The organism is Blastococcus sp. TF02-8, assembly GCF_003319175.1.
In the GTDB taxonomy this organism is placed as follows: Bacteria; Actinomycetota; Actinomycetes; order Mycobacteriales; family Geodermatophilaceae; genus Blastococcus.
In genome coordinates this window covers 99,624-121,450 of sequence record NZ_QOHK01000002.1, presented here as the reverse complement: position 1 = coordinate 121,450, position 21,827 = coordinate 99,624, and the positions used below count along the sequence as shown (strand labels likewise).

Annotated in this window: 15 protein-coding genes; 3 read left to right on the top strand and 12 right to left on the bottom strand. The window is 70.8% G+C overall.

Features of this window, described 5'->3' with window-relative positions; all coding sequences use genetic code 11:
* The 9 genes from DQ237_RS04620 to DQ237_RS04580 all read right to left on the bottom strand — a co-directional run bounded on the left by DQ237_RS04620 (position 1) and on the right by DQ237_RS04580 (position 13,857).
* The gene (locus tag DQ237_RS04620) at positions 1–825 is read right to left on the bottom strand and encodes a protein-glutamate O-methyltransferase CheR (RefSeq protein WP_113797668.1); all 825 of its coding nucleotides are present in this window, start codon (positions 823–825) and stop codon (positions 1–3) included.
* Complete coding sequence (locus tag DQ237_RS04615; RefSeq protein WP_113797666.1) at positions 822–1,931, bottom strand: chemotaxis response regulator protein-glutamate methylesterase; 1,110 nt, start codon at positions 1,929–1,931, stop codon at positions 822–824. The genes DQ237_RS04620 and DQ237_RS04615 overlap by 4 nt, the downstream gene beginning before the upstream one ends.
* 466 nt (positions 1,932–2,397) lie before the next feature.
* Positions 2,398–3,300, bottom strand: coding sequence for a hypothetical protein (locus DQ237_RS04610; protein WP_113797664.1), 903 nt, complete (start codon positions 3,298–3,300; stop codon positions 2,398–2,400).
* Between the two features lie 159 nt (positions 3,301–3,459).
* Positions 3,460–3,906, bottom strand: coding sequence for a chemotaxis protein CheW (locus DQ237_RS04605; RefSeq protein ID WP_113797662.1), 447 nt, complete (start codon positions 3,904–3,906; stop codon positions 3,460–3,462).
* A 1-nt stretch (position 3,907) separates the two neighbouring features.
* Positions 3,908–6,298 carry a chemotaxis protein CheA gene (locus tag DQ237_RS04600; RefSeq protein WP_113797660.1) on the bottom strand — a complete coding sequence of 797 codons (2,391 nt, stop codon included), beginning with the start codon at positions 6,296–6,298 and terminating at the stop codon, positions 3,908–3,910.
* Between the two features lie 159 nt (positions 6,299–6,457).
* The gene (locus tag DQ237_RS04595; RefSeq protein ID WP_240619412.1) at positions 6,458–8,122 is read right to left on the bottom strand and encodes a methyl-accepting chemotaxis protein; all 1,665 of its coding nucleotides are present in this window, start codon (positions 8,120–8,122) and stop codon (positions 6,458–6,460) included.
* Between the two features lie 289 nt (positions 8,123–8,411).
* Positions 8,412–10,013 carry a methyl-accepting chemotaxis protein gene (locus tag DQ237_RS04590; protein WP_240619411.1) on the bottom strand — a complete coding sequence of 534 codons (1,602 nt, stop codon included), beginning with the start codon at positions 10,011–10,013 and terminating at the stop codon, positions 8,412–8,414.
* Between the two features lie 260 nt (positions 10,014–10,273).
* Positions 10,274–11,872, bottom strand: coding sequence for a methyl-accepting chemotaxis protein (locus DQ237_RS04585; protein ID WP_113797656.1), 1,599 nt, complete (start codon positions 11,870–11,872; stop codon positions 10,274–10,276).
* 341 nt (positions 11,873–12,213) lie between these two features.
* Positions 12,214–13,857 carry a methyl-accepting chemotaxis protein gene (locus DQ237_RS04580; RefSeq protein WP_113797655.1) on the bottom strand — a complete coding sequence of 548 codons (1,644 nt, stop codon included), beginning with the start codon at positions 13,855–13,857 and terminating at the stop codon, positions 12,214–12,216.
* Positions 13,858–14,257: 400 nt separating this feature from the next.
* Here DQ237_RS04580 and DQ237_RS04575 point away from each other — a divergent pair, with 400 nt between their 5' ends.
* On the top strand, positions 14,258–16,360 hold the full coding sequence (locus DQ237_RS04575; protein ID WP_113797653.1) for a SpoIIE family protein phosphatase: 2,103 nt from the start codon (positions 14,258–14,260) through the stop codon (positions 16,358–16,360).
* A 21-nt stretch (positions 16,361–16,381) separates the two neighbouring features.
* On the opposite strand, the gene DQ237_RS04570 is transcribed toward DQ237_RS04575, so the two are convergent.
* Both DQ237_RS04570 and DQ237_RS04565 read right to left on the bottom strand, forming a co-directional pair.
* Positions 16,382–17,920 carry a bifunctional diguanylate cyclase/phosphodiesterase gene (locus DQ237_RS04570; protein ID WP_166509496.1) on the bottom strand — a complete coding sequence of 513 codons (1,539 nt, stop codon included), beginning with the start codon at positions 17,918–17,920 and terminating at the stop codon, positions 16,382–16,384.
* A 249-nt stretch (positions 17,921–18,169) separates the two neighbouring features.
* The gene (locus DQ237_RS04565) at positions 18,170–18,592 is read right to left on the bottom strand and encodes a MarR family winged helix-turn-helix transcriptional regulator (RefSeq protein WP_113797649.1); all 423 of its coding nucleotides are present in this window, start codon (positions 18,590–18,592) and stop codon (positions 18,170–18,172) included.
* Between the two features lie 174 nt (positions 18,593–18,766).
* On the opposite strand from DQ237_RS04565, the gene DQ237_RS19600 reads away from it, so the two are divergent.
* A complete protein-coding gene (locus DQ237_RS19600) occupies positions 18,767–19,060 on the top strand; it encodes an STAS domain-containing protein (protein WP_166509495.1) in 294 nt (97 codons plus the stop codon).
* A gap of 227 nt (positions 19,061–19,287) precedes the next feature.
* Positions 19,288–19,743: an ATP-binding protein gene (locus DQ237_RS04555; protein ID WP_113797647.1), complete on the top strand. Its 456-nt coding sequence runs from the start codon at positions 19,288–19,290 to the stop codon at positions 19,741–19,743.
* Positions 19,744–19,963: 220 nt separating this feature from the next.
* On the opposite strand, the gene DQ237_RS04550 is transcribed toward DQ237_RS04555, so the two are convergent.
* Positions 19,964–21,529 carry a methyl-accepting chemotaxis protein gene (locus DQ237_RS04550; RefSeq protein ID WP_369832198.1) on the bottom strand — a complete coding sequence of 522 codons (1,566 nt, stop codon included), beginning with the start codon at positions 21,527–21,529 and terminating at the stop codon, positions 19,964–19,966.
* Between the last annotated feature and the right edge of the window lie 298 nt (positions 21,530–21,827).

Here is a 21,827-nt window from a genome sequence, read left to right as displayed (position 1 = left end):
TCAGGCCCCCTTCAGTGGGCGGTAGGCGGAGCTGCGGCCGATGACGACCCGCTCCCAGGAGTCGTCGACGCCGAGGGTGGTCTCGGCGGCGCCGAGGAACAGCCACCCATCGGGTCGCATCAGGTCCCGCACACGGCGGAGGATCGACTGCTTGGTCGGCAGGTCGAAGTAGATGAGCACGTTGCGCAGGTAGACCACGTCGAACGGGCCCATCCGGGGCAGCGGCGCCGCCAGGTTGCACTCGCTGGCGTTGACCATCCGGCGGAGGTTCGGCGAGACCTCCCACTCCGTGCCGGCCCGCTGGAAGTGGCGGACGAGCATCGGCGCGGGGAGACCGCGGTTGACCTCGAGCTGGCTGAACCGCCCGGCCTTGGTGCGCGCCACCATCTCCCGGGACAGGTCGGTCGCGGTGATGGAGACCCGCGTGGCCGCGTTGGGCAGCGCGTCGTCCAGCAGCATCGCGATCGTGTACGGCTCCTGCCCGCTGGACGAGGCCGCCGACCAGATCTGCAGCCGCTCGTTGGCGCCACGGGCCGCCAGCAGCTGCGGCAGCACCGTCGAGGTGAGCGCGGTGAACGGGTCGCCGTCGCGGAACCACGAGGTCTCGTTGGTGGTGAGCGCCTCGACGATCTTGCGGGTGCTGTCGGCGTCGGGGCGCGAGCGCACCGTCTCCACCAGCTTGGCGACGTCGGGCAGACCCATCTGCCGGGCGATCGGCAGGAGGCGCGCCTCCACCAGGTACTCCTTGCCCGGCTGGAGAACGATGGCGCTCTCCTTGCGGACGAGTTCACGGACCCAGTCGAAACTGGTCGCGGTCAGGCTCATCGACGACCTCCCACGGCCATGGTTGATGCGGAGTTGAGGACTGCGGCACCGGAGAGGTGGCGCTGGATCGCCTCGGCGATCCGGTCGAGCGGCAGGACCTCGTCGGCGTAGCCGGCCTGCGCCACGGCGCCCGGCATGCCCCAGACGACGGAGGTCGCCTGGTCCTGCACGACGACGGTGCCGCCGGCGTTGCGGATCTCGCCGCACCCGTTGCGACCGTCGGCACCCATGCCGGTGAGCACGACGCCCAGCACGGCGCCGTCGTAGGCGGCCACGGCGGAGCGGAAGAGGGGGTCGACCGCCGGGCGGCAGAAGTTCTCCGGCGGGTTCTGGTTGAGCGCGGTGGTGAACTGGGCCCGTCCGTTGGCCCGCACCACGAGGTGGTGGTCACCCGGGGCGAGGTGCACGGTGCCCGGTGCCAGCGGCGTGCCGTCGACGGCCTCGACGACCCGCAGCGCGCAGAGGCGGTCGAGCCGCTGGGCGAACTGCCGGGTGAACACCGGCGGCATGTGCTGGGCGAGGAGCACGGGCACGGGCAGGTTGGCCGGCAGCGCCGGGATGACCCGGGCCAGGGCCTCGGGGCCGCCGGTGGAGGAACCGATGACCAGGACGGCGGGCTTCTTGCCGGGCGCGGTGCGGGGGCCGGCCGGCTTCGGCGGCGGTGGCGGCGGTGCAGCCCCGCGGGGCGGCGTCACGGGGCGGCCGAGCAGGGCCTTGATCTTGGGGATCAGCTGCTGGCGGACGCTCTCCATCGACTGGGCGACGCTGCCGACGTTGGCCGGCTTCGTGACGTAGTCGTTGGCCCCCGCCGACAGGGCGTCCAGGGTGGCGGTCGCGCCACGCTCGGTCAGCGTGCTGAACATGATGATCGGCACGCGGGAGCGGGTGGCCCGGATGGCCCGGACCGCCTCGATGCCGTTCATCTCCGGCATCTCGATGTCCATGGTGATCAGGTCGGGCTTGAGCTGCTCGAGCTTGCCGACAGCCACCTTGCCGTTGACCGCGGTGCCGACCACCTCGATCCCCGGGTCCTCGGAGAGCACATCGGTGACGATCTTGCGGACGACGACCGAGTCGTCGACCACCATCACCTTGATCGGATTCAACGCGCACCCTCCCCCGCCGCGCACCGTGGTTCCGGTGCGCTGTTCTTCGTTGTATCGGCAACAATTCCCGATGCTTGAGCGGGATCGATTGTGCACGTCCGGATACTTCGCCGGCGGATGTCCGACGCCCCTTTCGCACCAGAAGCATCGCCTGTAACAACCGCGATGTGAAGCCGCCGCGCACATCCGTTACCAACATTCCGGCGACCCTTCGCTGGCCTGTCGAATTGACATTTCAGCAATTTGTCGACACGGCGGGAATGGTGATCTCCGCAGCGACGGGAGACGCCGCGCCCACCTGCGGTTCCACCCTCACGGGGCGCTCGCGGAGGGGCGACGGGGGGCGCCGGCCGGCGCCGCCGACCGGTGCCAGGGGGCCGGCTCCGGGACGGTCACCGGAGGGGCGTCGAGACCGACGCGGAGCGGCCCGCCCCCGGGTCGGGGGCGGGCTCGAGTACGCCGGAGGTCAGGCGCCGGCGATGCGCCCGGACGGGGCGCGCAGGACGGTGGCGGACTCCTCGCCCAGGAGGTCGTCCAGGACGATCGCCTGCACGACGCCGGCGATCGCGTTCCAGACGCCCGCGGCGCCGTCTCGCAGGTCGAAGCCACCGTCGAGGAACGCCTGGACGGCGAGCAGCTGAGCGGCCGCCAGCGCCCGGGTGCGCCCGGACACGTGCGCGGCCCAGGAGGCCTCGTGCATGGCGGTCGCCCAGGGGCGGTGCGCGGCCCGCCCCTCGTCGACGGCGAGCCGCCACCGGGTACGGCCCAGCTCGTCGAGGTCGCGCACCGCGTCCAGGAAGGCGGTGAGCTCGGGCTCGGCGGGGCCGAGGCCCCAGCCGGCGGAGGTGGCCAGTGGACCGGCGTCCTGGGCCTTGTCGAACGCGGCGGTCAGCTCCCGCCGCACGAGCGGCGGCAGCACACCGGCGGCCCAGAAGCCCACGGCGGCGTCGGCCAGGACCTCGGTGGCCTCGTCCCAGAGATCGACGTCGACGTCGGCGCGCAGCGGGTGCTCACGACCCAGCACGTCCTCGCGGAGCAGGCGCTCGAGGGTCGGCGCGTCACCGATGGTGCCCTGCTCGAGCTGGGCCACCAGGAGCGCCGTGCGGTCCCCGGCGCCGTGGGCGGCGTCGGCGGCCGAGCGCATGTGCGGGACACCGGCGGCCATCTCGCGGGCGCGGCGCGACCGGACGACGCGGACCCCGCGCCGCTCACGGTCCAGCCCGCGCGCGGAGTGGACGGCGGCGAGCCGGGCGACGGCGGCCGCGTCGGCGCCCAACCCGGTGAGGAGCACCTCGGCGACCTGGCGACCGGCGGGCAGCCGGACGAGGTCGAAACCCAGCGTGGCGGCGCTGACCAGCGAGTAGGGCATGGCAGGTCCTCCAGCGTCTCGGGCTCGTGCGTCGTCCCATGCTGGTGCCCCGGGGCCGGAAAAGCCACGCGGCCGTCACCCCATCGCAGGAGAGCGAGGGGATGACGGCCGCGTGTTCGGCTGAGCTGTGTTACTGCGCGATCACCATGAGTGATCAGATCAGGCGGAGACCGCCTTCTGCACGTCCAGGGCGAGCAGCAGCTGACCGTGCAGCTTGTAGGCGCCGCGGATCAGGTCGCGGGCCTGGCCCTCCAGCGTGTCCGGCGGGGCCTCGAAGTCGCTGGCGTCCACGTCGACGACGTCGGCGATGGAGTCCACCAGCAGGCTGACCGCCTCGCCGTGCAGCCGCACGACGATGACGACGGCGTCGGTGCCCTCGGGACGCGGCGGGCGGCCGAGCCGCTCCCGCAGCTCGATCGCGGTCACGACCTGGCCGCGCAGGTTGATCAGCCCGGCGACGGCGGTGGGCGCCAACGGGACGCGGGTGAGCTGCTGGCTGCGGAGCACCTCCTGCACGTGCTCCACCTCCACGCCGTAGAGGTCGCCGTCGAGCCGGAAGGTGGCCAGCTGCCCGCTGGTGGCGGGGGCTGCGGTCGGGGCGGTCATGTCAGACCTCCAGCAGGGAGTCGGGGACGCCGGCCGGCGTCGTGGTGGGGTGCGAGTAGAACGCCGGGTCGGCGGCCAGGATCGCGGCGCGGACGTCGAGCAGCTCCGTCACCTTGTCGCCGAGGACGGCCGAGCCGAGCAGGCCCATGTCGTCGATGTCGCTGCGCACCGCGGCCTCGCCGTCGACGATGTCGAGGATCTCCTCCACGACGATCGCGACGCTGCGGCCGTGGTCGGAGTAGACGATGACCTCGAGGACCTCCTGGTCGGTCTCGCCGTAGGCGCCCAGGTGCCGGTCCAGCCGGACGATCGGCAGGATCGCGCCGCGGTACTGGACCACCTCGCGGTTGCCGACCTTCTCCACCGTCTCGGTCTTGACCTGCTCGAGGCGGGTGACCGTGTCGAGCGGGATCGCCACCCGGCGGCCGCCACCGATCGCCGCCAGCAGCATCCGCTGGCGCTCGGTCTCGGCCGCGGCGGCCTCGCTCACCGAGGCGCGGGACTCCTGGCGGTCCACGCTCTCGGTGCGCAGGGCCCGGCGGGCCAGGGCCTGCACGTCGAGGATGAGAGCCACCGTGCCGTCGCCCAGGACGGTGGCGCCGGAGTAGAGGCCGATCGCCTTCAGCTGGCCACCGACGGCCTTGACGACGATCTCCTCGGTGTTGATAACCCGGTCGACGACCAGGCCGAACCGCCGGCCCTCGGACCGCAGGACGGCGATGACGACGTGGCCGTCGTGCCGCTCGGAGGTGAGACCCAGGACGTCGGTCAGGCGGACCAGCGGGAGCAGCTCGCCGCGCAGGCGGTAGACCTGGGCGCCGCCGACCTCCTCGACCGCGTTGGCGGCCTTCTCGGCGTCGAGGCTGACCAGCTCCTGCAGGCTGATCTGCGGGATGGCGTAGCGGTCGTTGGCGCACTCGACCGTGAGCGCCGGGACGATCGCCAGCGTCAGCGGGATGCGCAGCCGGCAGACGGTGCCCACGCCCGGGTCGGACTCGACCTCGATGGTGCCGCCGATGGACTCGATGTTGGTCTTGACGACGTCCATGCCGACACCGCGGCCGGAGACGTTGGTGACCGCCGCCGCCGTCGAGAAGCCGGGGAGGAAGATCAGCTGGAGGATGTCGGCCGGGCTCATCCGGCCCAGCGCCTCCTGCGTGAGCAGACCGCGCTGCACGGCCTTGGCGCCCAGCTTCACCGGGTCGATCCCGGCGCCGTCGTCGGCCACCTCGACCACGACCTGGCCGCTCTCGTGGCGGGCGCGCAGGGTCAGCACACCCTCGGCCGGCTTGCCGAGCTTCTTGCGGTCCTCGGGCGCCTCGATGCCGTGGTCCACCGAGTTGCGGACGAGGTGGGTCAACGGGTCCTTGACCGCCTCGAGGAGGGTCTTGTCGAGCTCGGTCTCCCGGCCCTCCATCTCCAGGCGGATGGACTTCTTCAGCTGCAGGCCCAGGTCGCGGACGACGCGCGGCAGCTTCGACCAGATGTGGTCGATCGGCTGCATGCGCGTCTTCATGACGCCCTCCTGCAGCTCGCTGGCGATCAGGTTCAGGCGCTGCGAGGCGCGCACCAGGTCGGTGTCGGTCGAGCGTCCGACGTACTGCACGATCTGGTTGCGGGTGAGGACCAGCTCACCGACGAGCAGCATGAGCTCGTCGAGCAGGTCGACGTCCACCCGGATCGTGCTGTCGGCGACGGCCCGGCGGGCCTGGCCGCCGGCGGCGTCGGGGTGCGCAGCCTCCCCCTCGGGGTGGTCTGCGACGGCGGGCTCGGACACCGGGTTCTCCTCGGCGACGACGGCCGGCGGCGCCGGCTCCACGGGCAGGTCTACGGGCAGCTCCGCGACCGGCTCCTCGATCGTCTCCTCGACGACGGGGGCCGGGGCGGCCTTGGCGCGGGTGGTGCGCTTGGCGGGGGCCTTCTTGGCAGCGGGGGCCTTCTTAGCGGCCGGCGCCTTCGCGGCCGGGGCGGCCTCGGCGGCGGGAGCCTCGGTGGCCGGCCCGTCGCCGTTCTCCATGGCGGCGCTGATGTTCGCGACGACGGCGGAGACGTCCACGCCACCCTCGCCACCGCTGGCCTCGATGGTGGTCAGCAGGGAGCGGACGGTGTCGACCATCTGCAGCAGGACGCTGGTGCGGTGCGGGGTGAGCTCGAGCTCGCCGTCTCGCAGCCGGGAGAGCATGTTCTCGCCGACGTGCGTGACCTCCTCCAGCCGGTTGAAGGCCAGGAAGCCACTGGTGCCCTTGATGGTGTGGATGGTCCGGAAGATGCTCGACAGCCGCTCGCGCGAGTCGGGCTCCTTCTCGAGAGCGACCAGGTCGGCGTCGAGCTGGTCGAGGTTCTCGTGGCTCTCGACGAGGAATTCCTCGACGATGTCGTCCAGACCGTCCACTGCTGCCTTCTCTCTGCTGTGCGGGAGCGCGGTAGGCCCCGCTGTGTCATCGGCGGGCGCTGGGCGGAGTCAAGGTGAATCCGTCGGCCCGCGCCGTCTCCGTGGTTATCGGCAGTCCATCGCCCACAACCGACCACCGGCGCCGGAAATGTGGCCGGGTCAGTACGTGAAGCGACCGACCTCGGAGCGCAGACCCGCCGCCATCCGCGACAGCTCGTCGACGGCGGTCCGGGTCTGGGTCAGCGACTGGGTCGTCGACTCCGCGGCGGTCGACACGCTGCCGATGTTGTCGGCGATCTGCCCGGCGCCACCGGCGGCCTCCTGCACCGACCGCGACATCTCGCTGGTGGTCGCCGTCTGCTCCTCCACCGCGCTGGCGATGGTGGTCTGCCGGTCGGAGATCTGCGCGACGATGCTGCTGATCTCCTCGATCGCGGCCACCGCCGCGGTCGTGTCGCCCTGGATCGCCTCGACCCGGCGGACGATGTCCTCGGTCGCCTTCGCCGTCTCCTGCGCCAGCTCCTTGACCTCGTTGGCCACGACCGCGAACCCCTTGCCCGCCTCACCAGCACGCGCCGCCTCGATCGTGGCGTTCAGCGCCAGCAGGTTCGTCTGCTCCGCGATGCTCGTGATCACCTTGACCACGTTGCCGATCTCCGCCGAGGACTCCCCCAGCTTGGCCACCGTCGCCGTCGTCGTCTCCGCCGCCGAGACGGCCCGCGTGGCGACCTGGCTGGCCTCCGCCGCGTTCTGCGAGATCTCCCGGATCGAGGCACCCATCTCCTCGGCTCCGGCGGCGACGGTCTGCACGCTGCGGGAGACCTCCTCAGCGGCACCGGCGACCACGCCGGACTGGGCCGAGGTCTCCTCGGCCGAGGCCGCGATCTGCGCCGACGACGCCGACAGCTCCTCACTGCTCGCGGCCACGGCGTCCGCCGAGGCGACGACGGAGCTGACCAGCCGGCGCAGGCTCTCCTGGGCCGTGGCCAGTGAAGCGGCCATCTGGCCGACCTCGTCCCGGGAGGTGACGTCGGCCGTGCGGGTCAGATCGCCCCCGGCGACGGCCTCCAGCGAGGCCTGCACCCGGCGGAGCGGCCGCACGATGGAACGGGCCGCGGCGACCGAGGCGATCACCGCGAGCAGCACGGCCAGCCCACCGACCACGGAGAGGATCAGAGTGGCGCGCTCGCGGGCGTCGCGCTGCTGTGCGCCGAGGTCTGCCATCCGGTCGGTGGCCGACTGCTGGATCTGGTCGGCGAGACCGAGGACGATGCCGTAGCCGGCGCCTGCGTCACCGCCGTTGATGCTCTCCAGCGCGGTGCGGTAGCCGGCGTCCCCGCCGGTGGAGATCCAGTTGACGACCTGCGCGTCCCAGTTCCACCAGTTGTCCCAGGCGGGCTCCAGCTTGTCGAAGGCGTCCTTCTCGTCGGCGTCCATGCCCGAGGTGTCGGCCCCGTCGAGCCACGCGTAGATCGCGTCCTTGGCCTCGAGCATCCCCGAGCGGTTGTAGGCGTCCGGCCCGAGCGCCGCAGCGGGGCCGTAGGCGGCCGTGTCCGCGAGGACGAGCCCCTGCCACCCGGTGGCGTCGGCGATCTGGAAGCGGGCGGTCTCCGCCATCTGGAGGACGGCGCCGGTCTTCTCCAGCTGCTCGGCCAGGTCCTGCTGCTCGGCGACGGCCATGAGGCCTGCGGCGGCGCTGACCAGCACGAGGCTGCCGACGGCGCCGAAGGCCAGGCCCAGTCGCCGGCCGATGCGGACGTCGCCCAGGCGCCGGAGGCCGGTCCGGGCGACCTTCGGGCTCGAGGAGGTGCGGGCAGTGCTCACGGGAGGAACTCCAGACGATGTGGTGGATGCGCGCGACGGATGCGCGGCAGCCCCGGGGAACGGTGCGCGAACGGCGCGACCGGTGACCGAACGATAAAGGGGGTGACGTGGTGTCCGAAGCCGTTCCGTGCGTGTCGGACGGGCCGGTCGAGAAAGGTCGGTGACCGCATTTCCCATGTCGACACGAGCCATTTCTCCCGGCCTCCGAAGACGACGGACGCCGGTGGCCCCCGATATCCGGGGACCACCGGCGTCTGCCGGACAGGGTTGTTCTAGCGGACCGGTTGTCCTAGAAGGTGAACCTCCCGACCGCGCCGCGCAGGTCGGCGGCCATCCGGGAGAGCTCGTCGACGGCCACGCGGGTCTGGCCCAGCGCCTGGTTGGTCGCGTCGGCGGCGCCGGAGACGTTCGAGATGTTGGCGGCGATCTGGCCGGTGCCGCCGGCGGCCTCCTGGACCGAGCGGGACATCTCGTTGGTGGTCGCGGTCTGCTCCTCCACCGCGGAGGCGATGGTGGTCTGGCGGTCGGAGATCTGCGCGACGATGCTGCTGATCTCCTCGATGGCGGTCACGGCGGCGCTCGTGTCGCCCTGGATGGCGAGGACCCGCTGCGCGATGTCCTCCGTGGCCTTGGCGGTCTCCTGGGCCAGCTCCTTGACCTCGTTGGCCACGACCGCGAAGCCCTTGCCCGCCTCACCGGCGCGGGCGGCCTCGATGGTGGCGTTCAGCGCCAGCAGGTTGGTCTGCTCGGCGATGCTGGTGATGACCTTGACGACGTTGCCGATCTCGGCCGAGGACTCCCCGAGCTTGGCGACGGTGGCCGTCGTCGTCTCGGCCGCGGTCACGGCCCGCGCGGCGACGTCGCTGGCCTCGGCGGCGTTGCTGGCGATCTCCCGGATGGAGGCACCCATCTGCTCGGCGCCCGCGGCGACGGTCTGCACGTTGCGCGAGACCTCCTCGGCGGCGCCGGCGACCACGCCGGACTGGGTCGAGGTCTCCTCCGCCGAGGCGGAGATCTGGGCCGAGTTGGCCGACAGCTGCTGGGAGGAGGCGGCGACCGCGTCGGCCGAGGCCACCACGGAGGCCATCACCTCGCGCAGGCTCTCCTGCGCGACGTCGAGGGCCGCGGCCATGCCACCGATCTCGTCGCGCTGCTCGATGCCGGTCGTCCGGGTCAGGTCACCCTCGGCCAGGCCCTGGATGACGTCCTGCACCTTGAGCAGCCGCCGGCGGATGCCACGGGCGACGAGGTAGCCCACTCCGAGGGCGATGGCCGAGCCGATCGCCAGCACCGCGACCAGCAGCGTCCGCGCGTCGTCGCTGGTCTTGCCGACCTCGGCCGCGGTGGTGCGGGCCTCGACGTTCTCGGACTTGACGAGCTCGCCGATCTCCGCGGTCAGCGCCGCCATGATCTTGGTCGACTCGGCGTACTTGACGCCGGCCGTCGCCAGGTCACCGGCGGCGAATGCCTTGGTCGTGACTGCGTAGGTCTCGGTCCACGACGCGTAGTCGGCCAGGGACTTCTCGGCCAGGCCGCGCTGCGCGGCGGTGGGCGCGGTCTTCAGGTACTGCTCGCCCGCGACGCCGAAGGCCTCGGCGGCGGCCGCGGCACCGTCGGCCCACGCCTTGCGGTTCTCGGCGCTGGTGTTCGAGAGCAGTCCGGCCGTCTGGTTGAGCTGGATGCTCAGCAGCTGCGCGCGCATCTCCTCGACCTGCTCGAGCGCCTGGGTGCTCTGCCGGTAGCTGGTCGCGGCCTTGTCGGCGGCCTCGTTCAGGGAGACGACACCGACGGTTCCGACCGCCACTCCGGCGGTGACCGCCACGGCGACGGAGGCGAGGATCTTGCCCGAGACCGACATCGAGCCGATCGCGCGCCGAGCGGGTTGTGCCACGGGAGTTGTCCGTTCTTCGAGTGGGGCGAGTCGAGGAAGAAGCTAGGGCCCGCAAGAACCATTCGCGTTCATTTCCCGGCGCGTCGCACTTTACCCACTACAACGATTTGGAATCGAAATGCACAAGTCGACAACCATTGTTCGGTGACCCTCGGGCCGTGTCGACACGCCATTCCCGATGTCCTGCCGCAGAACGGCGGACGCCGGTGGCGACCGAGGAGGTCACCACCGGCGTCCGGCGGGAGGGGAGCAGGGTCCTGTCAGTAGGTGAACCGACCGACGGTGGTGCGCAGGTCGGCGGCCATCCGGGAGAGCTCGTCGACGGCGGTGCGCGTCTGGGTCAGCGCCTGCGTGGTCGCGTCCGCGGCACCCGAGACCCCGGAGATGTTCTCGGCGATCTGTCCGGTGCCGCTCGCGGCCTCCTGGACCGACCGGGACATCTCGCTCGTCGTCGCGGTCTGCTCCTCGACCGCGCTGGCGATGGTGGTCTGCCGGTCGGAGATCTGCGCGACGATCGTCGAGATCTCCTCGATCGCCGACACAGCGGCAGTCGTGTCGCCCTGGATCGCCTCGACCCGGCGGACGATGTCCTCGGTCGCCTTCGCCGTCTCCTGCGCCAGCTCCTTGACCTCGTTGGCCACGACCGCGAAGCCCTTGCCCGCCTCGCCGGCCCGCGCCGCCTCGATGGTCGCGTTCAGCGCCAGCAGGTTGGTCTGCTCGGCGATGCTCGTGATCACCTTGACGACGTTGCCGATCTCGGCCGAGGACTCGCCCAGCTTGGCAACCGTCGCCGTCGTCGTCTCCGCGGCGGCGACCGCGCGGGCCGCCACCTGGCTGGCTTCCGTGGCGTTCTGCGAGATCTCCCGGATCGAGGCCCCCATCTCCTCGGCACCCGCGGCGACGGTCTCGACGCTCCGGGAGACCTCCTCGGCGGCCCCGGCCACCACACCGGACTGCGTCGAGGTCTCCTCGGCCGAGGCCGCGATCTGCGCCGACGACGCCGAGAGCTCCTCGCTGCTGGCCGCCACGGCGTCCGCCGACGTCACGACCGAGGCGAGGACCTCTCGCAGGCCGGCCTGGGCGTGCTCGAGTGCTGCGGCCATCCGACCCACTTCCTCGGTGGAGCGCACGTCGGCCGCCACCGTCAGGTCTCCGGTCGCCATCGCCAGGAGCGAGGCACGCACCCGGGCCAGCGGGCGGGTCAGCGCCCGGGCGGTGGCCCAGCAGATGCCCACGACGACCACGGTCCCGATCGCGACGAGCAGCACGCTGAGCAGCTCGGCGCGGCGAACCGCGTCCTCCTGCTCCTGCTCGATCCGCTCCTCGGCGGCGACGATGGTCGTGGTCGCGTCCGCGACGACCGCGTCGGTGAGCTGGTTGGCGTCGAGCACGTCGGTCCACCGCGCGCGGGCCGCGGCCGGGTCTGCCACCGCCTGCTGGACGAACGCGGTCACGGCGTCCATGTAGGGCGCGTAGCCGGACTCCATCGCCTGGACCGCCTCGGCCGCGTCGCCGCTGACCGCGGCCGCGTCCAGGCGGGCGAGGAGCTCCCGCGTCGTCGCGACGTCCTCCTGGAGGGCTGCCAGCTCCGCCGCCGGGTCGTCGGAGACCAGGGCAGCGAGGCCGTCGACCTTGAGCTCGCTGGCACGGGTGTCCAACTGCAGGACGTCGGCGCGAGCAGCGACGTAACCGTGCACCTCCTCGCAGAGCCGCAGCACCTCCGCGTTGGCGCTGAAGGTGCTGGCCGACAGCGCGCCGAAGGTGACCACGACAGCGCCGGTCATCAGCCCGAACTTGGCGGGGATGGACCGGTTGGCGAACCATCCGGCCTTCTTCTTCTGCGGCAGCACGTCGGTCATCTCGGTTCTCCGGAGGGGGGGGTGTCACTGGGGGATCCGCACCGGCCGGGGGAAGTGGCACACCGGCCGGGTCACCTCTCGGCGGCGGACGTCGCGGCCGGGTGTGTGCGGAAAACGGTAGGTCCGAAAAGGGCGGAAAGGTATCGGAATGACCGCGTGTCGCTGACACGGCGCAGATCGTCCTGTCACCGGACGCATCGAGTCGACTCGGCGCCTTCCTGCCGGACCACCCCGAGAACGACGAACGCCGGTGATGACCTAAGCGGTCACCACCGGCGTCCACCGGACGGCCCCGTGAGGGCTCAGCCCGGGCCTGCCAGGGGGAGGGGAGCAGGGTCCTGTCAGTAGGTGAACCGACCGACGGTGGTGCGCAGGTCGGCGGCCATCCGCGACAGCTCGTCCACGGCGGTGCGGGTCTGGGTCAGCGCCTGCGTGGTCGAGTCGGCCGCGGTGGACACGCCGGTGATGTTCTCGGCGATCTGCGTGGAGCCGCTGGCGGCCTCCTGCACCGACCGGGACATCTCGTTGGTGGTCGCCGTCTGCTCCTCCACCGCGCTGGCGATGGTGGTCTGCCGGTCGGAGATCTGCGCGACGATCGCCGAGATCTCCTCGATGGCACCGACCGCGGCCCCGGTGTCCTTCTGGATCGCCTCGACCCGGCGGGCGATGTCCTCGGTGGCCTTCGCCGTCTCCTGCGCCAGCTCCTTGACCTCGTTGGCCACGACCGCGAAGCCCTTGCCGGCCTCCCCGGCCCGCGCCGCCTCGATGGTGGCGTTCAGCGCCAGCAGGTTGGTCTGCTCGGCGATGGAGGTGATCACCTTGACGACATTGCCGATCTCGGCCGAGGAATCGCCCAGCTTGGCGATGGTCTCGGTGGTGCTGGCGGCGGCGGTGACGGCGCGCGCGGCGACGTCGCTGGCCTCGGCGGCGTTGGTCGCAATCTCCCGGATCGAGGCACCCATCTCCTCCGCGCCCGCGGCGACGGTCTGCACGCTGCGCGAGACCTCCTCGGCGGCACCGGACACCACGCCGGACTGCGCCGAGGTCTCCTCGGCCGACGCCGAGATCTGCGCGGACGAGGCGGAGAGCTCCTCGGAGGACGCGGCGACGGCGTCGGCCGACGACACGACGGTGGCCATCAGGCCCCGCAGGTCCGTCACGGCGGCGTCCAGCGCCTTGCCCATGCGACCGAGCTCGTCGTTGGTGGTCAGGCCGGCGGTGCGGGTGAGGTCGCCGGCGGACAGCCCCTCGGCGACGCGCTGCACTCGACCGACGCCCCGCGCGATGCCCCGGGCGACGAACAGGCCGACACCGAACGCCAGCGCCAGCCCGCCGACCAGCAGCACGATCGCGAGGGTCCGGTTGGACTCGTACGCGTTCTGAGCGGCGACGGCGTCGTTCAGGGCATCCTCGTTCTCCAGCTCACGCACCTGGGTCAGCAATTCGTCGACCCGCGAGCCGAGAGGGACGGCCTGGTTCTGCAGAGCCGCGTAGAAGACCGTGGTGTCGTCGCCGACCGCGAGCGGGCCCACCACCTGCTCGTTGATCTGCAGATAGTCGTCGAACGTGGTCACCGCCTCGTCGACCAGCGCCTGCCTGTCCTTGGTCGGACCGGCGGCCGCGTAAGCGTCGGCGGCGGCATGGAAGTCATCGCCGATGGCCGGCATCTGTGCCAGGAGCTGGGCGGACTGGGCGTCGTCCGGGTTGAGCGACACGTCGCGGATCAGGCGCCGGCTGTCGGCGAGCTTCAGCGACATCTCGTTGGCCGCCGAGATCCCCGCGATGTTGCTGTCGTACAGCCCCTGACTGGTCTCCGCCGAGTCCCCGAGCGTCGTGATGCCCATGACGCCGATGGTCGCGGCGACCGCTCCCGCGGCGCCCACGGCGGTGAGGATCTTCGTGCTGACGCCACGGTCGCCCCACCAGAACGAGCGGCCGGCCGAGGGGGTCGTGCCCGACGCAGGGGAAGTGCGGGTGGTGCGCATGGTCGTGCTCCAGGAGACGCGAGGAACTGGGAGGAGTACCGGCGGTCCGAGGCCACGTCGATGTGGTCGCGGTGCGGTAGCAACACGACGGTAGGAGAAAATCTTGCGTTTCTGTCTCGTAATGGGGAGGTGTCGGAGCGCTCCGCGGAATTCGTCAGGTGACCGTCTCGCAGCTGTCGACATGACCTTCTGCCGGGCACCGGAGGAGGAGATCGAGGCCTGCGCCGATCCGGCCGCCGACCGACGGCCGCATCCGCACGGCGGCCGCGGACGGCGGGCGAGCCTCTGCAGACGTGTCAGGCTCCCTGACAGAGCGGCTACGATCTGCGGCCGGCGCCCCTTCCTCGTGTTGCATTCGCGACAGGCCGGATGTCACGGGCTCCGGAACGAAGGGGGAGCGGTGAACGAGTACGGCGATCCGCTGATTCTCGACGCCCACGAGACGGAGCGCCTACGCGCCGAGCTCGCCATCGACGCGGCCGGCATCGGCACGTTCGACTGGAACTTGGTGACGGGGGCTCTCGACTGGGACGACCGCCTCATCGCCATGTTCGGCTATGAACCTGCCTCGTTCGCGCGCACCATCGACGACTTCAACGCTCGCCTGCACCCGGATGACACGGAGCGCGTGACTCACGCACTGACGGCGGCGATCGATTCCTGCGGGGAGTTCGAGTCGCTCTACCGGGTGTGTCTGCCCTCCGGGGACATGAGGTGGATCTCGGCCCGGGGGCGCACTCTGTGCGACCCCCAGGGTGTCGCCGTGCGCCTCCTGGGCGCAGCGACGGACGTGACGAGTCGGCACGAAGCCGAGCAAGGCGTCGCGCGTGTGCTGGAAACGATGCCGGCGGCCTTCTTCTCCGTCGACCCGACATGGCGATTCACCTACGTCAACGCGCACGCCCAGCGGCTGTTGGAAGCGGTCGAGGTCGATCTCATCGGCAAGGACCTCTGGGAACAGTTCCCCGCCGCGGTGGGCAGCCCGTTCGAGACCCATTACCGACACGCCCTGGAGTCGGGGGAGACCGTCACCTTCGAGGCGTACTACCCGCCGCCGCTGGACGCCTGGTACGAGGTCCTCGCTTGGCCGGGACCCGATGGTCTGGCGGTGTACTTCTCGGACATCACCGCACGCCGTCGTCAGCAGGACCGGGTGGAGCTGCTGAGTGCCGTGACCGATCAGCTCGCCGGCACCATGCAGGCCGAGCTCGCCGTTGCGCGACTGGCAAAGCTGGTGGTACCGGAACTCGCGGACTGGTGCCTCGTCACGCTGGTCGACGAGGGAGAGCCGGGCGGGGCCCGACGGAATGCCCGCGACGTCGGCTGGTGGCATCGTGACGAGGCCATGCAGACCGTCCTGGGTCAGTACGCCGCCGCTCGGATTCCGGCGCTGAGCGACGAGTCCTTCCTCATGCGATCACTGGCGACGGGCAGACGCATCCTCCTCGAGAGCGGCGCCACGCAGGCCATACAGGGTGTGCTCCACCCTGGGACGGCCCGGGACCTCATAGCCCAGCTGGCGCCCGAAGCGTTCGTCGTGATCCCGCTGCCGGGCCGGGACCGCACCGTCGGTCTGCTCACGCTCTTCAACGGAGCCGACCGCGGCCCCGTCTCACCTGCAGATCTGGCGACAGCCGCCGAGGTGGCCGGTCGCGCCGGCCTGGCGCTGGACAACGCTCGCCTGTATCGACAGCAGCGCGTGGTCGCCGAGGCTTTGCAGCGCAGCTTGCTCACGGCGCCACCGGAGCCCGACCACTCCGAAGTGGTCGTGCGTTACCTGCCCGCTGCCGAGTCCTCCGCCGTGGGTGGCGATTGGTACGACGCCTTCCTCCAAGCCGACGGCGCGACGGTGCTGGTCATCGGCGACGTCGCCGGACACGACATCGCCGCTGCGGCCACGATGGGCCAGCTCCGCGGCCTCCTCCGCGGCATCGCCACCAGCAACGACATCGGACCGGCCGGAATGCTTTCGCGTCTCGACCGCTCCATGTCGCTGCTCGACATGCGCACCATGGCCACCGGCGTCGTGGCCAGGCTCGAGCAGACCATGGAAGAGCGGCTCCGCGGCGTCACGAGGCTTCGCTGGTCGAACGCGGGCCATCTACCGCCGCTGCTCATCGACAGCGATGGCACCATCGCCGAGCTGGCGACCGGGCGCCCGGAGCTCCTACTGGGTGTCGATCACGAGAGCGAGCGCACGGAAGCCGTCGCGACCTTGGGGCGCGAGGCAACGGTGCTGCTGTACACCGACGGACTCGTCGAGCGCCGCGACAGCGACCTCGATGCCGGACTCGACCGCCTGAAGGAAGAGCTCGCCGTCCTGGCACACCTGCCCCTGCAAGAGCTGTGCGATCAGCTCATCGAGCGCCTCGTCCAGGACCGACCCGACGATGACGTCGCGCTCATCGCCGTCCGCCTGCACCGGCAGGACCGACCGCGTCCTGCTGAGGCGGGGCCGAAGCGGCTGCCCGAGACGGTGTCGGAGGAGCCCCCGGTCCCCTGAGCGGCACGCGTCCGTCTGCCGCTACGCGATGACTCGGGACAAGAGCCCCGGACGCTGCGACCGCGGAGCGCACCGCCGCTCGATGTCCCGCACCTGGCCAGGCAGCTGCTCGGCCGGCACAGCCTTGCCGAGCCAGTAGCCTTGAGCGAGGTCGCAGCCCCACTCCTGCAACTGCTTCCACTGCTGCTGGTCCTCGACTCCTTCGGCCACCGCAGTGAGGCCCAGAGCATGAGCCAACCGGATCGTGTGCCGCACGATGGCTCGATTCGCAGGATCCGCGTCCATCCTGGCGACGAACGAACGGTCGATCTTCAGGCAGGTGATCGGCAGTTGGATCAGATGCGTCAGCGACGCATGCCCGGTCCCGAAGTCATCGACCGACAACTGGACTCCGAGCAGGCGCAGTTGATCGAGCACCACGAGCGCCCGCCCGTGCTCGTCCAGGGCTGCCGTCTCGGTGATCTCGAGCTCCAGCCAGTGAGGGTGCACGTCATGCTCGCGCAGCAGCGACGCGAGCCGGCCCGGGAAGTCCTCGTCCTGCAGGAGCCGCGGCGAGACATTGACTGCGACGGTGTAGTGCCGCCCCGCATCGTGCCAGCGCCGACAGTCCAGAAGTGCCCGTTCCAGCACGGCATCGGTGAGCGGACCGATGATCGCCGTCTGCTCGGCCAGCGGGATGAACTGGCCGGGCGCCAGCGGCCCTCGCTGCGGGTGATGCCATCGAATCAGCGCCTCGAAGCCGGTCACCTGCCCGTCGACCAGCCGAACCTTCGGCTGGTAGTGGACCGACAACCCGCCGTCGCGCACGGCGCGGCGGAGATCAGCATGGAGGGCAAGGGCTTGCGGATCGAAGGTGTCGGTCCGCGGATCGTGCACCGCGATGCCGGCGGACTGCTGCTTGGCGAGCATGCGCGCAGCATCGGCCCGACGCAGGAGATCGGTGGGTTGGGGCCCGTACCCATACGCGATACCGATGCTCACGTCGACGTCCAGAGCCTCACCGTTGATCACATAGGGCTCGCAGAGGGCGGCGCGGAGAGCGGCCGCGACGCCTGCGGCCTCCTCGACCCGATCGGCAGGGAAGAATGCGATGAACACGTCGCTCCCGCTGCGCGCGGCGACGATCCCCTCCGGGGCTGTATCGACCAGACGCCGGGCGACCTCGACGAGCAGCGCATCACCGGCCTCATGGCCCATGGTGTCGTTGACCGCCGCGAACCGGTCGATGTCCACCATGACAGCCGCTGCGGTGTCGCTCGGGGTCCGACGCTCGTGATCGCGAGCGACCGCCACGAGGCACGCGGAGAGGCTCGCGAGGCCGGTCAGTGCATCGCGGTCTGCATGGCTGGACACCGCCGCCTCCGCGGCCAGCCTGCCCGCCGCTTCTCGCTTCAGCTGAATCCCCCTGCGGGCACCGAACCCCATCATCAGCAGGTGCGACGCGGCCAGGACGAACACGATGTCATCGAGCGGCAGCCCTCTGTCAGCCCACGCCGCGACGTCGCGAGGGAGATCCCACACGACACTGCCCACGGCGATGAGCCCGGTGAAGACGGCCACGATCGAGGCTTCGCGCAGAACTGTCCGACGCAGCTCTGACGGGACCACAGGGTGCCGACGAGGCGTCCGATCCGCAGTTCCGCGCCGTCTCTGCCGTGCCATGTGCTCACCCCCTCCATGCCGGTACCTGCCTTCCATCGAATTGCGCACGAGGAATCTTGAGCATCAGAGCGATCTCGTTCCGTTGAGTCCTCACACCGGGTGACGCAGCGCATCTCCCAGGGGCGACCGCCTGGACGCAGGCTCCGACTATTCGAGTCGCAAGCTCTGCAGCGCTCCCCGGAGCGCCTGGACGTGCCGTGGCTCCAACGTGTTCTCGATGTCGCCGAGCACCTTGACCGAGTCGGAGAACAAGTCGTGGCCTCGAGGGGCCAGGAACACCAGGCGCCCGCCGCGCCGGGACGGGTCGTCCTCCACCCGGAGGAAGCCGAGGTCCACCAGCCCTCGAACCATCTGATGCGTGGCCTGCCGGCTGTTCCCGAGTCGTCGAGCCAGCTCCGCTACCGAGACCCCATCGGGAAGGAGGTGCGCGAAGAACAGCGTCTGGCCTGCACTCAACCGGGGCCAGCCCAGCCGCGCCAGCTGCTCTCGGGACACGGCATCGAACCAGCGGCTGGCGAGCAGGAGGAGGCGCGCGAGCGGCGGGTCGACGCCGAAATACTGCTCGGACATGCTCCCGACACTAGGTCGACTAGCCGGTACCCGTCCGGTTGCACGCAACCCATCGTCAAGTACCCTGACGCGGCGGCCGACAGCGGTCGCGGCCCACTGGCCGTTCCCACCTGGAGAGGTGTCGTGCCCCCTCGATCAGCGTCGCCCGATGCGCCGGGACGCATCACGTTGGTCATGGAGGACGGTGGCCCTGTTCTCCATCTCGCGGGCGAGATCGACATCGCCACCGTGATGGCGTACGAGGATCACCGGGACCCCAGCGCAGACGGAGGGGTCGTCGCGGTGGACTGCTCCCAAGTCACCTTTTTCAGCTCGACCGGTCTACGCCTGGTCTTGGGGATGACCCAGCGCATGCGCGACGGCGGTGAGCGGCCCCTCGTGCGCGGAGCACCCCGCACGGTGCTCCGGGTGTTCGAGTTGACCGGCCTCTCCACCATCTTCGACGTCGTTCCGCCCGAGACAGAGTGACGGCGCCCCGTAGTGTCCCTCACCGTCTCAGCTGCCTGGCGAGCTCCTAGCCACTTGCCCTCGAGCTGACGGCGTCGAGATCGGCACGTCCCGTTGTGCCGCTGCAGGACCTGGCGACAGCCCGATCGTGGCGGGCGAGGCACCGAGTCACTGACAAAAGGGGAGTCGGACACATAAGGATCTCGACCCGGGGTAGTCGGGATCGCACTCGAGAGACAGAAGGCCGCGTGAGCGATCAGTTCTGGGCGCAGCAGCCGCCCCCCGACGTCGAAGGCATCATCTGGTCCTGGGAGTTGCTGAGCACTGGTCAGTTGCCGGCTGTACGCGCTGAGCTTCGCGCCCTTCTTGCTCTGAGGGGGCTCGACCCTGTCCAAGACGCCGACGTCCAGGAGACGTTCCTGTTGGCGTTCGACGAGTTGGCCTCCAATGGCATCCGCCACGGCGGTCGTCCGGTGAGCGCTCGAGTAGTCGCCGGTCCCGGCGGCTTGTTGATCGACGTGTGCGACGCTGCTGTCGCGTCTCCGCCGGCCCCAGCCGTCGATCGCGATCCATCGAGAGGTGGTCTCGGTCTCGGGCTTGTCGCAGCGCTGACCTCTGCCCATGGCTGGGCGCGCCGGGCGGGGCGCAAGCACGTCTGGGCTTTGTGCACACCTGGCATCGCCCCTGTCACTCCTGCTGGTTGAGCGAACCCCTTCCATCGCGCTTGAGCGGATGGGCCGCCCCGCGGGCGGCGGTACCGAGTGTCGAATCGCGACTGTCCGTGCCGTTCGTCGCTTGTCGACGCAAGGCCAGCAGGAGTTCGTGACGGCACCACGTCCTCGCCATGGACGACCGAGGGCGCACGGCGGGATGCCGTGCGCCCTCTATCTGGCGGTGCAGTGGTCCGCCCAGGATGTTCCTGGATCAGAAGGTGAACCGTCCGACCATGGTGCGCAGGTCGGCGGCCATCCGGGAGAGCTCGTCGACGGCGACGCGGGTCTGCCCCAGGGCCTGGTTCGTCGAGTCCGCGGCACCGGCCACGCCGGTGATGTTCTCCGCGATCTGGGTGGTGCCGCCCGCGGCCTCCTGCACCGACCGCGACATCTCGTTCGTCGTCGCGGTCTGCTCCTCCACCGCGGAGGCGATGGTGGTCTGCCGGTCGGAGATCTGCGCGACGATGCTGCTGATCTCCTCGATCGCGGTCACCGCGGCCGTCGTGTCGCCCTGGATGGCCAGCACGCGCTGCGCGATGTCCTCCGTCGCCTTCGCCGTCTCCTGCGCCAGCTCCTTGACCTCGTTGGCCACGACCGCGAAGCCCTTGCCCGCCTCACCAGCACGCGCGGCCTCGATGGTCGCGTTGAGCGCCAGCAGATTGGTCTGCTCGGCGATGCTGGTGATGACCTTGACGACGTTGCCGATCTCCGCCGAGGACTCCCCCAGCTTCGCGACCGTCGACGTCGTCGTCGCAGCGGCCTGGACCGCCCGGTGCGCGACCTCGCTGGCCTCGGCCGCATTGGTCGCGATCTCCCGGATCGAGGCACCCATCTCCTCCGCACCCGCGGCGACGGTCTGCACGCTGCGCGAGACCTCCTCCGCGGCGGAGGACACGACACCGGACTGCGCCGAGGTCTCCTCCGCCGACGCCGAAATCTGCGCCGAGGACGCCGACAGCTCCTCCGAGCTCGCGGCCACGGCGTCCGCCGAGGAGGCGACGGCGCCCATGACGCCACGGAGGCTCACCACGGCCTCGTCCAGCGCGACGGCCATCTGGCCGAGCTCGCAGCCACCCCGGATACCCACCTCCTGCGTGAGATCCCCGCGGGACAGCGCCTCGGTCACGGCCTGCACCCGGCGGGCGGTGCCCGAGATGTTCCGCGCGACACCGAACCCGATGCCGAGGGCCACGAGGATGCCGACGACGATGACCACGACGGTGAGGTTCCGCTGGGACTCGTAGTCCTCCCGGACGGCGGCAGCAGCCTCGGCGGCGTAGCGCTCCTCGAGGTCGCGCAGAGCCTGCAGGTCCTCGGAGAGCGCCGTGATCACCGGGGCCACCTGCGTCTGGTTGGCTGCGACCCAGCCCCGGATGTCATAGGCCACCGCGAGTGGCCCGAGCACCGTCTCCTGCATGGCGGTGTAGCTCTCCATGCCGGCGAGGACGTCGTCCAGCAGAGCCTGCCGGTCCGGGCTCATGCCCGTCGCCACGTAGGCCTCCGCCGAGTGCTGGAAGTCGGCGCGGTAGCCGTCGATGATCGCGAACTTCTCCTGGGTCGCCTCGGGCGACTCGGCGAGGAGAGCATCACGGGTCACGATGCGGATGTCGCTGACGATCGAGTCCATGGTGGCGACCTCGACAGCACCCAGCAGGTTGCTGGAGTAGAGCTCGTCGGCCTGGCTGGCAGCCTCGCTGAGGCCGGCGATGCCCAGGGCACCGATGCCTGCGGCCACCACGGCGGTGACCCCCACGGCACTGAGCACCTTGGTCCTCACCGACCGGTTCAGGAACCACGAGAGTCGGGAGCGCCCCCCGACGGAGGTGGTGGGGCGGTCGTCCGCGAGGGCTGGGCCGGTGGATTCGGTCATGGCGTTGCTCCAGTGCGTGGGGGAGGGGAGTCCAGGGCGTGCGGCTCCGGATCACCTGAGGCCGCGGGAGTGCTCGTCCGACCCCAGAAGGATGCGGGGGTACCGGATCTCGGTCGGCCCTATCGCCAGCGTGTTGCCAGGAAACTCCCAGAAAGTCGTCCCACCATTCCCTCGGATGTCGACATGAGCCGGGAATGGTTGGTGA